Annotated in this window: 15 protein-coding genes; 10 read left to right on the top strand and 5 right to left on the bottom strand. The window is 38.9% G+C overall.

Going from position 1 to position 15729, the window contains the following annotated elements; translation table 11 throughout:
* Positions 1-8: 8 nt before the first annotated feature.
* Positions 9-851, top strand: coding sequence for a CAF17-like 4Fe-4S cluster assembly/insertion protein YgfZ (gene ygfZ / locus DV427_RS02935; RefSeq protein ID WP_114891237.1), 843 nt, complete (start codon positions 9-11; stop codon positions 849-851).
* A 42-nt stretch (positions 852-893) separates the two neighbouring features.
* On the opposite strand, the gene serA is transcribed toward ygfZ, so the two are convergent.
* The 4 genes from serA to lon all read right to left on the bottom strand — a co-directional run bounded on the left by serA (position 894) and on the right by lon (position 6618).
* A complete protein-coding gene (gene serA, locus DV427_RS02930; RefSeq protein ID WP_114891236.1) occupies positions 894-2126 on the bottom strand; it encodes a phosphoglycerate dehydrogenase in 1233 nt (410 codons plus the stop codon).
* 29 nt (positions 2127-2155) lie between these two features.
* Entirely contained in the window at positions 2156-2815 is a 660-nt protein-coding gene (rpiA, locus tag DV427_RS02925) for a ribose-5-phosphate isomerase RpiA (protein ID WP_114891235.1), read from the bottom strand.
* Between the two features lie 102 nt (positions 2816-2917).
* Positions 2918-4069: a radical SAM family heme chaperone HemW gene (hemW, locus tag DV427_RS02920; RefSeq protein WP_114891234.1), complete on the bottom strand. Its 1152-nt coding sequence runs from the start codon at positions 4067-4069 to the stop codon at positions 2918-2920.
* Between the two features lie 134 nt (positions 4070-4203).
* Positions 4204-6618, bottom strand: coding sequence for an endopeptidase La (gene lon, locus DV427_RS02915; protein ID WP_114891233.1), 2415 nt, complete (start codon positions 6616-6618; stop codon positions 4204-4206).
* 189 nt (positions 6619-6807) lie between these two features.
* Here lon and DV427_RS02910 point away from each other — a divergent pair, with 189 nt between their 5' ends.
* A complete protein-coding gene (locus DV427_RS02910; protein WP_114891232.1) occupies positions 6808-7683 on the top strand; it encodes a VirK/YbjX family protein in 876 nt (291 codons plus the stop codon).
* Positions 7684-7732: 49 nt separating this feature from the next.
* Here DV427_RS02910 and mazG read toward each other — a convergent pair whose 3' ends face one another.
* Entirely contained in the window at positions 7733-8524 is a 792-nt protein-coding gene (gene mazG / locus DV427_RS02905) for a nucleoside triphosphate pyrophosphohydrolase (RefSeq protein ID WP_114891231.1), read from the bottom strand.
* Positions 8525-8655: 131 nt separating this feature from the next.
* On the opposite strand from mazG, the gene pyrR reads away from it, so the two are divergent.
* The 8 genes from pyrR (at position 8656) to paeA (ending at position 15688) form a co-directional block, all read left to right on the top strand.
* Positions 8656-9195 (top strand): bifunctional pyr operon transcriptional regulator/uracil phosphoribosyltransferase PyrR, encoded by a 540-nt coding sequence (pyrR, locus tag DV427_RS02900; protein WP_005626142.1) that lies wholly within the window; start codon positions 8656-8658, stop codon positions 9193-9195.
* Between the two features lie 75 nt (positions 9196-9270).
* Positions 9271-10206, top strand: coding sequence for a peptidylprolyl isomerase (locus tag DV427_RS02895; protein WP_032828083.1), 936 nt, complete (start codon positions 9271-9273; stop codon positions 10204-10206).
* Positions 10207-10275: 69 nt separating this feature from the next.
* The gene (mltG, locus tag DV427_RS02890; protein ID WP_114892169.1) at positions 10276-11322 is read left to right on the top strand and encodes an endolytic transglycosylase MltG; all 1047 of its coding nucleotides are present in this window, start codon (positions 10276-10278) and stop codon (positions 11320-11322) included.
* 16 nt (positions 11323-11338) lie between these two features.
* The gene (gene tmk, locus DV427_RS02885) at positions 11339-11971 is read left to right on the top strand and encodes a dTMP kinase (RefSeq protein WP_162790310.1); all 633 of its coding nucleotides are present in this window, start codon (positions 11339-11341) and stop codon (positions 11969-11971) included.
* Positions 11968-12951, top strand: coding sequence for a DNA polymerase III subunit delta' (locus tag DV427_RS02880; protein ID WP_114891229.1), 984 nt, complete (start codon positions 11968-11970; stop codon positions 12949-12951). The genes tmk and DV427_RS02880 overlap by 4 nt, the downstream gene beginning before the upstream one ends.
* Positions 12952-13005: 54 nt before the next feature.
* A complete protein-coding gene (locus DV427_RS02875) occupies positions 13006-13788 on the top strand; it encodes a TatD family hydrolase (RefSeq protein WP_114891228.1) in 783 nt (260 codons plus the stop codon).
* Between the two features lie 26 nt (positions 13789-13814).
* The gene (locus tag DV427_RS02870; protein WP_005626131.1) at positions 13815-14339 is read left to right on the top strand and encodes a DUF1523 family protein; all 525 of its coding nucleotides are present in this window, start codon (positions 13815-13817) and stop codon (positions 14337-14339) included.
* A 50-nt stretch (positions 14340-14389) separates the two neighbouring features.
* Positions 14390-15688: a polyamine export protein PaeA gene (gene paeA, locus DV427_RS02865; protein ID WP_005635716.1), complete on the top strand. Its 1299-nt coding sequence runs from the start codon at positions 14390-14392 to the stop codon at positions 15686-15688.
* The last annotated feature ends 41 nt before the right edge of the window (positions 15689-15729 follow it).

Here is a 15729-nt window from a genome sequence, read left to right as displayed (position 1 = left end):
AAAGCAGAATGTCTCAATTTATTTCTCTTACTCAATATCAACTGATTGAGGCACATGGTGCGGATGCAGAAAAATATTTGCAAGGGCAGTTAACCACGGATGTTGTGCGATTAGCAAGTGGCGCAATGACACTTACGGCTCATTGTGATCCGAAAGGCAAAATGAATGCAATTTATCGTTTATTTAAAGTGAGTAGTGAACAATTCTTTTTGCTTATTAAGAAAGATCTATTGCCAAGTGGTCTAGATGCCTTGAAAAAATATGCGGTGTTTTCAAAAGTGAGTTTTGATTTACGTGATTGGCAAATTATTGGCGTGATAGGTGAAAAATGTGGAAAAATTACACCGCACTTTTCCTTGGAAATTGATGGACAACGTTCAATTTTATTGAATGAAACCGAATTGCCAGTGAATTTTAGTGGCGATGAAAAAATTTGGGATGTAGCCGATATTCAATCGGGATTGCCAAATTTAAGCCCACAAACGCAAAATGAATTTATCCCACAAGCGTTAAATTTACAGGCTATTGAGCAAGCAATTTCTTTTACCAAAGGTTGTTATATTGGACAAGAAACCGTGGCTCGTGCGAAATATCGTGGTGCAAATAAACGCGCAATGTTTGTCTTTAAAGCACAAACCCAGCAGGAAGTGGAAATTGGTAGTGAAATTGAAATGCAGATTGAATCAAATTGGCGAAAAACAGGAACGATTACAAGTGCGGTCAATTTAGACGGTGTTTTATGGTTGCAAGTTGTGATGAATAACGACATTGATTCGGAACAACAATTTAGATTGCCGAATAGTGAAATATTGTTAGAGCGAGTGCAATTACCTTATTCGATTACTGAATAATAAAGCAAAAAAGATCAGGCATTAACCTGATCTTTTTTCTATTTAGTACAGTACACGCGCACGAATTGTGCCATCTATTTCCTTCAATTTCGTCAGTAATGGCGATGCATCATTCGTTTCTACATCAACGACAACATAACCAATTTTTGGGTCAGTTTGTAAATATTGCGCTGCAATATTGAGGTTGGCTCCGACGAAAATTTGGTTCAGTTTGTTCAATATACCAGGACGATTTTCGTGAATATGCAACAAGCGTTTTGTTCCTTCATGTTCAGGTAAAGATACTTCTGGGAAGTTGACGGAAGAAAGCGTTGAACCATTGTCTGAATATTTGACAAATTTGCCTGCTACTTCAAAACCGATATTTTCCTGTGCTTCTGCTGTTGAACCACCGATATGTGGTGTCAAAATCACATTATCAAATTCGCGTAACGGTGAGACAAATTCTTCATTAATTGACGCAGGTTCAATTGGGAATACATCAATGGCAGCGCCGTGAATTTTACCGTCTTTTAAGGCTTGAGCGAGCGCATCAATATCTACCACTGTGCCACGCGCAGCATTGATCAAAATTGCACCTTGTTTTAATTGTGCGATACGCTCAGCGTTCATTAAGTTTTTGGTAGATGGTAACTCTGGCACATGTAATGAAACCACATCGCAAGAACTGAGTAATTCTTCAAGGCTACGAACCTGTTTGGCATTACCGAGCGGAAGTTTATTTTCGATATCGTAGAAATGTACATCCATACCTAATGATTCCGCAATAATACTTAATTGTGAACCAATGTGGCCGTAACCAATAATTCCAAGTTTTTTACCCCGCACTTCATGAGATCCAGTCGCTGATTTATTCCAGACGCCACGATGTACTTCGGAATTAGCCTGTGGCACATTGCGCATAAGTAATAAAATCTCGCCTAATACAAGTTCTGCGACGGAACGAGTGTTTGAGAATGGGGCATTAAATACAGGAATTCCACGCGCTTTTGCCGCATTTAGATCCACTTGGTTGGTGCCAATACAGAAACATCCCACTGCGATTAATTTGGGTGCGGCTTCAATCATTTCTGCCGTTAAATGGGTGCGAGAACGCAAGCCGATAAAGTGTGCATCTTTAATGGCTTCTTTTAATTCATCGCCATCTAGTGCTTTTTTATAGTAATCAATATTGCTATAGCCTGCCGCGTGGAGCGTATCAAGTGCGCTTTGATGCACACCTTCAAACAATACGAATTTGATTTTTGATTTGTCGAGTGAAACTTTGTTTGTCATGTTTACTTCCTTATGATTTTTATTATGAATTAGTCAATAATTTTGGCGCCTTCAGGCGTACCGACGATCACAACATCTGCGCCACGCAATGCGAATATCCCGTTAGTGACAACACCCGCAACGTTGTTTAATTCTTTTTCCATTTCAACTGGATTTAAAATACTGAAGTTGTGCACATCTAAAATTACATTACCGTTATCTGTAACCACGCCTTCACGATATTCAGGTGCGCCACCAAGTGCGGCTAATTTTCTGCTTACTTGTGAACGAGCCATTGGAATAACTTCAACTGGTAATGGGAAGGTAGAACCTAACACATCCACTTGTTTACTCGAATCCACAATACAAATAAATTTTTTCGCTAATGCAGCGACGATTTTTTCACGAGTGAGCGCTGCGCCGCCGCCTTTAATCATCATTTTTTGTGGATTGATTTCATCTGCACCATCCACATAAATATCTAAGCTAGAGACATCATTTGCATTAAATACTTCGATACCTTGTTTACGTAATAATTCTTCTGATGCTTTTGAAGCCGCAACTGCGCCTTGAATTTTATCTTTGATTGTACCTAAAGCCTCAATAAAGCAGTTCACCGTGGAGCCGCTTCCCACGCCAACAATTGTGTCGGCTTTTACATATTGTAATGCGGCTTGTGCGGCGAGTTTTTTCATTTCTAATTGATTCATTTCTTTTCCTTATTCTAATAAGTAAACGATTGAGTTACTTTATTACGAGAGTATTTAATAAACAAGTGTAATTTTTCAGCAATGAGAGGTTTAACGGATGAGCTACGATTCCGTTAAAAATAATTCCAATAGTTCATTGAGAAATAACTTGCCATGCTCAGTGATTTGCCAAGAATCAGCGTTTTCCACAATATAGTTTTGTTGAATGGCAAAATCAATTTGATTTTTCACCGCACTTTGAGATAAACCTGTGTAATCTTCAAATTCTTGTTTGGGCACTGCTTCTAACAAACGAAAGCGATTCATAAAAAACTCAAAAGGGCGGTCAATTTCTGGCACGTTTTTTTCTTCGTAAAGATATTCGCCACGCAAATAACCTTTCGGGTGCTTGGTTTTAGAAAAGCGGGTAATCTCGCCATTAGGGAAGGTCAGTTTTCCATGTGCGCCACAGCCAATGGCTAAATAATCCCCAAACCGCCAATAATTCAAATTATGTTTACATTGAAAACCTGCTTTTGCATAGGCTGACGTTTCATATTGCTGATATCCTGCTGCGGTTAAAAGTTGGTGGCCTTGCTCAAAAATATCCCAAAGTTCATCATCATCTGGTAATTTAGGTGGGCGGTAAGCAAACATCGTATTTGGCTCAATAGTAAGCTGATACCAAGAAAGATGAGGAGGAGATAACTCAATAGCTTGGCGAAGATCATCTAAAGCCTCTTCCAACGTTTGGTTTGGCAAACCGTGCATTAAATCCAAATTAAAACTTTTTAGCCCAGAAACTTTCGCTAAATTGACCGCACTTTTTGCTTCTGCTGCATTATGAATCCGCCCAAGACGCTGTAATTTATCATCATTGAAACTTTGAATTCCCATAGAAATTCGCGTAATGCCTGCGGATACATAACCTTTAAAACGTTCAGCTTCTACCGTGCCAGGATTCGCTTCTAATGTGATTTCAATATTATCTTCAAAATCAATCTGCGTTTTTATTTCTTTTAAGAGATACGCAATGCTTTCTGACGAGAACAAACTTGGCGTACCGCCACCAATAAAAATTGAATGGAGTTTTCGTTGTTGAATAGAATCTTTGAAGCGCTGTAAATCGGCCTGCAGATCTTTCAGAAGGTGATGAATATAGTCTTGTTCTGGTATATCGCCTTTTTGTGCGTGCGAATTAAAATCGCAATAAGGGCATTTTTGAACGCACCAAGGAATGTGTATATAAAGGGAAAGTGGAGGAAGTTTGAGCATGCCGTTATTAACAAGTTTTAAATGTGAGAATAGTTAGAAAAAGTACAAATTAACGTTGTGTCAATATGAAATCTTAGCTGACGCTGTGAATATTGATAAAAAGGGCCTGTTTTCACAAGCCCTAAAACATTCAATTAATTGACCGCTCTTGTTGTCTTACTGGTCGCTTTACGGCGTGGTGATTTTGCCGCTTTAGCTTCAACTTTGACAAATTCAATGCCTTCAGGCGGATTTTCTAACGCAAGACCAAGTACTTCATCAATGGTTTCTACTGCATGAATCGAAAGATTTTGTTTTACGTTTTCTGGAATTTCTTCGAGATCTTTAACGTTCTCTTTTGGAATTAATACGGTTTTAATTCCGCCACGATGTGCCGCAAGAAGTTTTTCTTTTAATCCACCGATTGGTAATACTTTTCCGCGTAAACTGATTTCCCCTGTCATGGCTACATCTGCACGTACAGGATTACCTGTTAAACAAGAAACTAATGCAGTACACATTGCAATACCCGCACTCGGACCATCTTTTGGTGTTGCACCATCTGGCACGTGAATGTGAATGTCACGTTTTTCATGGAACTCAGAATTAATACCAAGTTTATCCGCACGAGCACGCACAACCGTCATGGCCGCTTGGATAGATTCTTTCATCACATCACCTAACGAACCGGTGAATGTGAGTTTTCCTTTTCCAACAACGGAGGCGGTTTCAATAGTGAGTAAATCACCGCCCACTTCTGTCCAAGCTAGACCTGTCACTTCACCAATGCGGTTTTGTGTATCGGCTTTGCCAAATTCAAAGCGTTTGACACCAAGATAATCGTGCAGATTATCTGAATTTACCGTGATAGATTTAAGTTTTGGATTTACCAATAAGTTTTTCACTGCTTTACGGCAGATTTTTGAAATTTCACGTTCTAATCCACGCACGCCCGCTTCACGAGTGTAATAGCGAATAATATCTAAAATTGCGCTTTCTTCGACGGTAAGTTCGCCTTTCTTCAAACCATTACGTTCAATTTGTTTCGCTAATAAGTGGCGCATTGCGATATTAAGTTTTTCATCTTCTGTATAACCAGAAAGACGAATAACTTCCATACGATCCAATAATGGGCCTGGAATATTCATGGAGTTTGATGTCGCCACAAACATCACATCAGACAGATCATAATCCACTTCTAAATAGTGATCGTTAAACGTGGTGTTTTGCTCGGGATCTAATACTTCAAGCAATGCTGAGGCTGGATCGCCTCGCATATCGGATGCCATTTTGTCGATTTCATCAAGCAAGAATAATGGATTTTTTACCCCCACTTTTGCCATCTTTTGAATTAATTTGCCTGGCAATGCGCCAATATAGGTTTTACGGTGACCACGGATTTCCGCCTCATCGCGAACACCGCCTAATGCCATACGTACATATTTACGACCAGTAGCATTGGCAATAGACTGACCAAGAGAGGTTTTACCTACGCCTGGAGGGCCAACTAAGCAAAGAATTGGCCCTTTCACTTTGTTTAAACGAGCTTGTACTGCAAGATATTCAAGAATACGTTCTTTCACTCGTTCTAAACCATAGTGATCGGCATCTAATACTTGTTGTGCTTTCGAAATGTCTTTTTTCACTTTAGAACGTTGATGCCAAGGCACTTGGATCATCCATTCAATGTAGCTACGCACAACGGTTGCTTCAGAAGACATGGCTGACATCATTTTGAGTTTTTGTAACTCATTTTCCACTTTGTCGCGTACATCCGCAGGCATGCCAGCCGCTTCTACTTTTTGACGAAGTTGTTCAACTTCATCAATCGTGTCTTCATTTTCGCCACTATCCATTTCTTTGCGAATAGCTTTAATTTGCTCGCTTAGATAATAGTTACGTTGGCTTTTCTCCATTTGTTTTTTTACGCGGCCACGAATACGTTTTTCAACTTGGAGAATGTCCGCTTCTGATTCCATCATACCAAGCAGATATTCTAAGCGGTCTTGCACGTTAGCAAGTTCCAAGACGCTTTGTTTATGGCGAACACTTACCGGTAAATGAGCAGCCATTGTGTCTGATAAACGATCTGCATCACCAAGGCGATGAAGTGCATTTAATACATCAGCAGGGATTTTTTTATTTAAGGTGAGATAATTTTCGAATTCGGAAAGTATCGCTTTTTTCGCAACATCTAACTCTTTTTCATCACCATAAGTGGTTTCGATAGGGGTAATTTTTGCGGAAAAGCACTTTTCGCCATCTTCAAGGCTGTTAATTTTCGCGCGATTTTGACCTTCAACTAGCACTTTCACTGTGCCATCAGGTAATTTTAGTAACTGAATAATGTTAGCAATGGTACCCACATCAAATAAATCTTCAGGGGTAGGTTCTTCCAAATCTGCTTCTTTTTGAGATACCAAAAGAAGCTGTTTATCATCATTCATCGCTTCTTCAAGGGCATTAATTGATTTCGCACGCCCTACAAAAAGTGGCATCACCATGTAAGGGAAAACGACGACATCGCGTAATGGCAATACGGGCATCGTACGTTGGGTATTCTTCGCCATAATTTATCTCTCTTAATTCTTTCCGATAATTTGGGTAAATATTGGGGTAGGGAAAAAGGAATTCAAGGAAAAGATTATAACAAAATCTGAGTTGTAAAGTGGGTTTTAAACAAAAAAGAATTTTGGCAAATGAAGTGATAATCGCTAAAATGACTGATAATTTTATTAAATTTCACAAAATATTGAGTTATGTCCACGAAAAATAATTTTATTTTCCCCACTTACGTTCAAATGTATCCTTATTCAAAGGATCGCCCTTTTCTCAAACAAGTGCGGGAAAAATTACGCTATTATGGCTATAAATGGTTGTATCAAAAGCAATGTAGCCAATTAGTGGATTTTCTTAATACAGAAACTCAATGGCAGCCTTTATTTACACAAGATTATTATCGTATCAATACTGTTCTGACTACTTTTTGCGATAAACGCTTTTCTGCTTCAGAACGTTTAACGGCGATTACGGAGAATTTACGTTTGGCAGAAGATAAAATGGGACGTTCGCTTTGCCAACAATTATTAGAACAACAAAATATCGTGTTAACGCAATTAACTGATGATTTGCGTTTATCTTTGAGTATCAACCATATCGATCCCTTTGAAGGGTATTTTTCTATTAATATTCGTAATCAACATAATGAGCGAGTATATGATGCGTCTTTCACTTTTTTGAGCCCGAATAAATTGCTTATCGCTTCGATTCAAGGTCCCTCAAGTGACAATGCTCAAGAGCTTGTGAAACAGGCTACGAAAGCATTGCACGGTATGCGTCCAATGTTTCTGTTAGTCAATGCATTCAAAATGCTCGCTGAAAAATGGCAATGTGAGTTAGTGGGCATTCCGCACAAAGCGCAAGGAAAATATCGTCTTTCTGCGCGCAGTAAGATTTTGTTTAATTACGATGAGTTCTGGCAAGAGAATCAAGGGGAATATCGCCATAATTATTGGCAATTACCTTTGGATATTGAACGTAAACAATTAGAAGATATTGCAAGTAAAAAACGTTCTATGTATCGTAAACGTTATGAAATGTTAGACCAAATGGCATTGGATATTCAGCAACTTTAACGAAGAAAGTGCGGTAAAAAGTGAGAGAAATTTTTACCGCACTTTTCAATTAGTTTTCTTGTTTTTTCACTTCATCCCACAACAAATCTAACTCAATAAGTGGCACATCATTAACTTGCTTACCTTGTTGTTGAACCGCTTGTTCTACTGCTCGAAAACGACGTTCAAATTTTAAATTTGCTTTTCGCAATGCGTCTTCAGGATCACATTTTAAATGGCGAGCAAGATTGACTGTTGCGAACAATAAATCACCGATTTCCTCTTCCACTTTATTTTGCGCAATCGAAGTGCGGTTAATTTCAGCTTGAACTTCTTCTAATTCTTCCTGCACTTTGTCAAATACGGGGGAAATTTCTTCCCAATCAAACCCTACTTTTGAACAACGTTTTTGTAATTTTGCCGCTCGCGTAAGAGAAGGCAAAGCACGAGGTATATTATCTAAAATAGAGGTTTCTGCACTTTTACCTTGTTTTTCTTTGGCTTTCATTTCGTTCCAACGGGAAAGGGCTTCTGTTTCATCCCCCGCTTTTGCATCACCAAACACATGAGGATGACGGCGCACAATTTTTTCAGCAACATCGTGCAATACATCGTCAAAAGTAAAGTGTTTATCTTCTGTAGCAAGCTGGCTGAAGAAAACGACTTGTAACAATAAATCCCCTAATTCTTCGCGTAAATTTGGAATGTCTTTTTTCTCAATTGCTTCGATTACTTCGTAAGTTTCTTCCGTTAAGCAAGGAATCATCGATTCATAATTTTGTTTTAAATCCCAAGGGCATCCGCCATTTGGATTACGAAGTTGGGCAATGAGTTGAATAAAATCTTGAATAGAGTAGCGCATAATTTTATTTCCTTTGATGGAATGTTTTGGATAGTATAACGAACAAGAAAAATGGTGCAAATACCGTCGCTTTTTAGGCGTATTTTCTTTATACTTTGCGCATTGAAATACTATTGATAAAGCTGGGAAAAATGGAAAAAATTATTATCGACCACGATCGTTTTCTTCGCACGATTTCGCGTATTTCTCACGAAATTATTGAAAAACATCAAACGTTAGATGATCTTGTGATTGTTGGGATTAAACGCCGTGGCGCGGAAATTGCAGAATTATTACAACGTCGAGTTGAAGAGTTAAGTGGTATAAATTTACCTTCAATGGAACTGGATATCACTTTTTATCGCGATGATTTAACTTTGGTTGATCAGGAAGATAAAATGCCAGTTTATAGCGGTTCATCACAATATTTGAATATTCAAGATAAAACTGTCATTTTGGTTGATGATGTATTGTTTACTGGTCGAACCATTCGAGCGGCAATGGATGCACTCACCGATTTTGGTCGTGCTGCAAAAATTGAATTAGTGATTTTTGTTGATCGTGGTCATCGTGAATTACCAATTCGTGCTGATTACGTAGGTAAAAATGTGCCAACAAGCCGCGATGAACTAGTGCAAGTTCGCACTGAAAAACAAGATGGCTGTTACGAAGTTGCTATCCTAGGGAAATAAATCTTATCTATTGTGAACCTTCAATAGAATTGTTACTCTAACCAACGTTATTGACTCTTTTTTGATGAGATGAAAATGAAAAAATTTATTCTAAAATCTTTTTTATTGGCTACTTTAGGTTGTGTTGCTTTTACTTCTATGGCTCAAGCAGGGGAACGTGTTGTAGCAACGGTAGATGGTATTCCTATTTTAGAAAGCCAAGTTCGTGCAAATATGGGTAAAAAAGGCGATCGCCAAAGTGCACTTGATAAAATTATTGATGATCTTTTAGTGCAAAAAGCGATTCAAGAATCTGGTGTGAAAATTGATCCGCGTGAAATCGATCGTGTTGTGGAAGATACTGCAGCAAGAAATGGTTTAACTTATGGTCAATTTTTGGATGCGTTAGATTATCAAGGCATTTCATTAAATACATTTCGTCAACAAATTGCCAATCAAATGATGATGGGGGCGGTGCGTAATAAGGCGATCAATGAAAGTGTTGCGGTGACGCGTGAAGAAGTAGTTGCGCTTGGTCAAAAAATGTTAGATGAAGCAAAATCGCAAGGCACTGCACAAAAAGTAACGGGTAAAGAATACGAAGTTCGTCATATTTTGTTAAAACTTAACCCGATGTTAAATGATGCACAAGCCAAAGCTGAATTAACAAGAATTCGCTCTGATATTATTGCGGGCAAAATGACTTTTGCAGACGCGGCTTTAAAATATTCGAAAGATTATTTATCCGGTGCGAATGGCGGTAGTTTAGGTTATGCGTTCCCAGAAAGTTACGCACCACAATTTGCACAGACCGTAGCACAAAGTAAACAAGGTGTAATTTCTGCGCCATTTAAAACTGAGTTCGGTTGGCATATTTTGGAAGTGACAGGCACTCGCGATGGTGACCGCACGGCGGATGCTTATACGCAAAAAGCCTATGAACATTTGGTGAACAGTCAGTTACAAGACGCAAATAAAGATTGGGTAAAAGCGTTACGTAAAACTGCGGATATTCAATATTTTAATAAATGATTTAATGTTTAAAAGAAAGGGGCTTAATTGCCCCTTTTGTTGTTTTTTATTTTCTCTTTCTTATACCTTATGAAGAAATTTTTAATTGCGATTTTACTTTTAATTTTGATTTTAGCGGGCGTGGCGAGTTTTGGTTATTACAAAATTACTGAATTTGTTAAAACACCGGTAAATGTGCAGGCAGATCAACTTTTAACTATTGAACGTGGTACAACAGGTTCAAAATTAGCCGCACTTTTTGAGCAAGAAAAGTTAATTGATGATGGGAAATTATTACCTTATTTGCTGAAGTTGAAACCTGAGCTAAATAAAATAAAAGCAGGCACTTATTCCCTTGAGAATATTAAAACTATGCAAAATTTACTCGATTTGCTCAATTCAGGTAAAGAAGTTCAGTTCAATGTAAAATGGATTGAAGGAAAAACCTTCAAGGATTGGCGAAAAGATCTTGAAAATGCACCGCACTTAAAACAAACCTTGCAAGGTAAAAGTGATAAAGAAATTATGGCGTTATTGGATATTCCAGCCGTTGCAAAAGCCGTTTACGAATGGAATAACATGGAGGGGTGGTTATATCCAGATACCTATAACTACACGCCAAACTCGACTGATCTTGAATTATTAAAACGTTCAGCTACTCGTTTACAAAAAGCCTTAGATAAAGCGTGGAATGAGCGCGATGAAAATCTCCCATTAGCGGATCCGTATCAGATGCTGATTTTGGCTTCTATTGTGGAGAAAGAAACGGGGATTGCAGAGGAGCGTCCACAAGTGGCTTCGGTATTTATTAACCGTTTAAAAGCTAATATGAAACTACAAACTGACCCAACGGTGATTTATGGAATGGGTGAGAGCTATACCGGTAATATTCGTAAGAAAGATTTGGAAACGATAACTCCTTACAATACCTATATGATTGAGGGGCTACCACCAACACCGATTGCGATGGTGAGTGAAAGTGCTTTGCAGGCTGTGGCGCATCCAGCGAAAACGGACTTTTATTATTTTGTTGCCGATGGCAGCGGCGGCCATAAATTTACTCGTAATCTGAATGAACATAATAAAGCGGTGCAAGAATATTTACGTTGGTATCGTGGCCAGAAAAATGCCAAATAAAAGTGCGGAAGAAAATATGAAAGGAAAATTTATTGTCATTGAAGGCTTGGAAGGTGCGGGGAAAAGCTCCGCTCATCAATCTGTTGTGCGAGTTTTGCATGAACTTGGTATTCAAGATGTCGAGTCTACACGAGAGCCTGGTGGAACCCCGTTGGCAGAGAAATTACGTCATCTAATTAAACATGAAACTGAAGAGCCTGTGACAGCGAAAGCAGAGTTATTAATGCTTTATGCAGCACGTATTCAATTAGTGGATAACGTAATTAAACCTGCTTTAATGCAAGGAAAATGGGTAGTAGGTGATCGCCATGATATGTCATCTCAGGCGTATCAAGGTGGCGGACGTCAATTAGATCCGCATTTTATGCTCACCTTAAAAGAAACAGTATTAGGCAATTTTGAGCCAGATCTCACGATTTATTTGGATATAGATCCGAGCGTCGGTTTAGCGCGAGCTCGTGGACGTGGCGAGTTAGACCGTATTGAGCAAATGGATTTAGATTTTTTTCACCGTACTCGAGCACGCTATTTAGAGTTAGTAAAAGATAATCCAAAAGCAGTGGTGATTAATGCAGAGCAGAGTATTGAACTTGTTCAAGCTGATATCGAAAGAGCGGTAAAAAATTGGTGGAAATCAAACGAAAAATGACCGCACTTTATCCTTGGTTAATGCCAATTTATCATCAAATTTCTCAAACCTTTGACGAAGGTTTGGGGCATCATGCTGTGCTGATTAAAGCGGATTCTGGTTTAGGTGTAGAACGTTTATTTGATGCACTTACACAGAAAATAATGTGTGTGGCTCAAGGCGATAAACCTTGTGGTCAATGCCATTCTTGTCATTTAATGCAAGCCCATAGCCACCCAGATTATCACGAGTTAAGCCCGATTGACGGTAAGGATATTGGCGTCGATCAAGTACGCAACATTAATGAAATTGTCGCGCAGCACGCACAACAAAACGGCAATAAAGTGGTGTATGTGCAAGGGGCGGAACGTTTAACGGAAGCAGCTGCCAATGCGTTATTGAAAACATTGGAAGAGCCTCGTCCAAATACTTATTTTTTTCTTCAAACGGATAGTTCAGCAAGTTTGTTGGCAACTATTTACAGTCGATGCCAAGTGTGGAACCTGTCTGTGCCTAATGAACAGATGGCTGTTGATTGGTTGAAATCAGAAAGTGCGGCAGAAAATCAGGAAATTTTGACCGCACTTGCGATGAATCTTGGGCGACCGCTTTTAGCCTTAGAAACGTTACAACAAGGGCTGATTGAACAGCGTAAAAACTTCTTACGTCAATTTTGGGTGTTCTATCGCCGACGTTCGCCATTGGAATTGCTTCCGTTGTTTGATAAAGAACGTTATGTTCAGCAAGTGGATTGGATTTTGGCTTTTCTTTCTGATTGTTTAAAGCATAAACTTGAAATTGATAGCTATCGACAAGTGGCTGATCTCGGGCGTGGTATCGAACAATTCAGCGATGAGCAAACCGCTCTTGGTTTATTACAAGCCATTAAAATTATGCAAAAAGTGCGGTCAGATTTGATTACAATTAATGGTGTGAATGTTGAATTGATGCTATTAGATGGCTTGACGCGATTAGTCACAGAAGTATTTGAAACGCAATAAATTAAAGATATATCGTCTATGGCGTTCAAGCCTTAGGTATAAGGAAAAATAATTATGTTCATTGTTGACTCCCACTGCCATTTAGATGCTTTGGATTATGAAAATTTACATAAAAATATCGCAGATGTGGTGGAAAAAGCGCGCGCGAGTGATGTGAAACATTTGCTCGCGATTGGTGTAACCTTAAGCCGTTTTGAGCAGGCTTATGACTCTTTACGCGAATTTAATAATGTCTCGCTTGCTTGTGGTGTTCACCCACTTGATTTTGAAGAAGAATCTTATGACGCAGAACGTTTATTGCGTTTGGCGCAAGATCCGAAAGTGATTGCTATTGGCGAAATTGGCTTAGATTATTATTACAGCGCGGACAATAAAGCGGAGCAACAAGCGGTGTTTGGTAGCCAAATCGATATTGCAAACCAGTTAGATAAGCCTGTGATTATTCATACACGTTCTGCGGGCGATGATACTATTGCAATGTTACGCGAACACCATGCTGAAAAGTGCGGTGGCGTTATTCATTGTTTTACGGAAACTATGGAATTTGCGAAAAAAGCGTTGGATTTAGGTTTTTATATTTCTTGTTCTGGCATTGTCACCTTTAAAAATGCCGAAGCGATTCGTGAGGTTATTCGTTATGTGCCAATGGATCGATTATTGGTGGAAACGGATTCGCCTTATCTTGCGCCAGTGCCTTATCGAGGAAAAGAAAATCAACCGGCTTATACGAGAGAAGTTTGTGAATACGTGGCAACCTTAAAGGGTGTTTCGGCTGAGACGTTTGCTAGAATCACCACGCAAAATTTCGAGCGTTTATTTAAAATTCGTGTAGAATAAATGCACAGTTCTGACAAGGGAAAAGTATGCGAAAGTTTTTTAAATATTTCTTATTTATTGTTGTTTTTTTATTCCACGGTTTTATGTTTTCTGTGGTGAATTATGTATTTCCTCATTACGATGTGACGCGTGTTACTGGCGTAGAAGTTAAACGTGTTGATAAAGATGGTCCCATCACAAAATCGAATCCAGCTGATGGCCCAACACGTGATGTGTATTACATCAATACGCAAAATGACGATGGCAAAATTATGGTGTATCGCAATGAAGATACCCGTTGGGGTTTCCCGTTCTACTTCAAATTTGGATCGGCCAATTTACAGGCTGAAGCGCAGGCTTTGGGTAATGACAACAAACTTGTGCAAATTAAATACTATGGTTGGCGTATTACGATGATGGATGAATATCGCAATGCAACCTCAATTAAAGAAATTACTGCAGATGACACACCAAGTCATCCAATCGTTTCTTGGATTTTCTATGCATTCCTGTTAGCTACTTTATTCTTGTCTATTCAATTTGTTCGCGGTTGGTTTGACAGCGAAGAGTAATATCCTGAACGACCGCAAAGTGCGGTCGTTTTCTTTCATATTTTTGAGTAATGATTATGGAATTATTTCATACTATTTTGGCGATTATTGCCTTAATTCTAATTAGTGCGGTTGTTTCTTCTGCAGAAATTTCACTGGCGGGTTCGCGTAAATTGAAACTACAAACTCTTGCTAATGAAGGGGATGTGCGCGCGCTTCAAGTGCTTAAATTACAAGAGCATCCAGGTCGTTTTATTACTGTGGTTCAAATCGGTTTGAATATGGTGGCGATTCTTGGCGGGGGAATTGGTGAAAGCGCACTAAGCCCTTATATCGCGGAAATTTTAAGCCGCTCTTTTGTGGGCGATTGGATTGAACCAACCGCTTCTACAATCGCGTTTGTGTTGGTTACTTGTTTCTTTATCTTATTTGCTGATCTTATTCCAAAACGTATTGCCATTACTTATCCTGAAATGGTGGCATTGCGCGTTGTCGGCATTATGAATTTCAGTATGTTTGTCTTTAAGCCGCTTGTATGGTTTTTTGATACGATTGCTAATGTATTTTTCCGCTTATTTCGCATTTCCACTGTGCGTGAAGATGGTATGACGTCTGAAGATATTTTCGCCGTAGTAGAAGCAGGCGCAGAAGCAGGTGTATTAAAAACTCAAGAGCATTATCTCATCGAAAATATTTTCGATATGCAAGCACGCACAGTGACTTCCACCATGACAACCCGTGAAAATATCGTGTATTTAGACCGCACTTTTTCTCGCCAAGAAGTCATGGATACGCTTTCTCGTGATTCTCATTCTAAAATTGTGATTTGTGACAATAGCCTCGACAAAATCTTAGGTTATGTAGAATCCCATACGTTGCTAACCATGTATTTGCAGAATGAAAATGTGGTGCTGACTGATCCCAAACTACTCCGTAAAGCACTATTTGTGCCTGATACGCTTTCTCTTTACGAAGTGTTGGAATTGTTTAAATCTACTGGCGAAGATTTTGCGATTATTGTAAATGAATACGCCCTTGTCGTTGGTATTGTTACGCTAAATGATGTAATGAGTATTGTTATGGGGGAATTGGTTTCTAACGAAGAAGAATATATTGTGAGTCGTGATGAAAATTCGTGGCTTATTGATGGCGCAACGCCATTAGAAGATGTGACACGAGTATTAGATATTGAATCTTTCCCAGATGAAGAAAACTACGAAACCATCAGTGGCTTTATGATGTATATGTTACGTAAAATCCCAAAAAAAACCGATTCTGTGGTTTACGGAAAATACAAGTTTGAAGTGATTGATACGGAAAACTTTAAAATCGATCAGATTTTGGTGTCTTTAGTAAAAGAGGCGGAATAATTACCGCCCTTTCTTTAATCCCCTTCAGCCAGTATAATGGC

The sequence above is a fragment of the Haemophilus haemolyticus genome, assembly GCF_003351405.1.
Taxonomy (GTDB): domain Bacteria; phylum Pseudomonadota; class Gammaproteobacteria; order Enterobacterales; family Pasteurellaceae; genus Haemophilus; species Haemophilus haemolyticus_N.
This window is presented reverse-complemented; position numbering and strand designations above follow the sequence as displayed.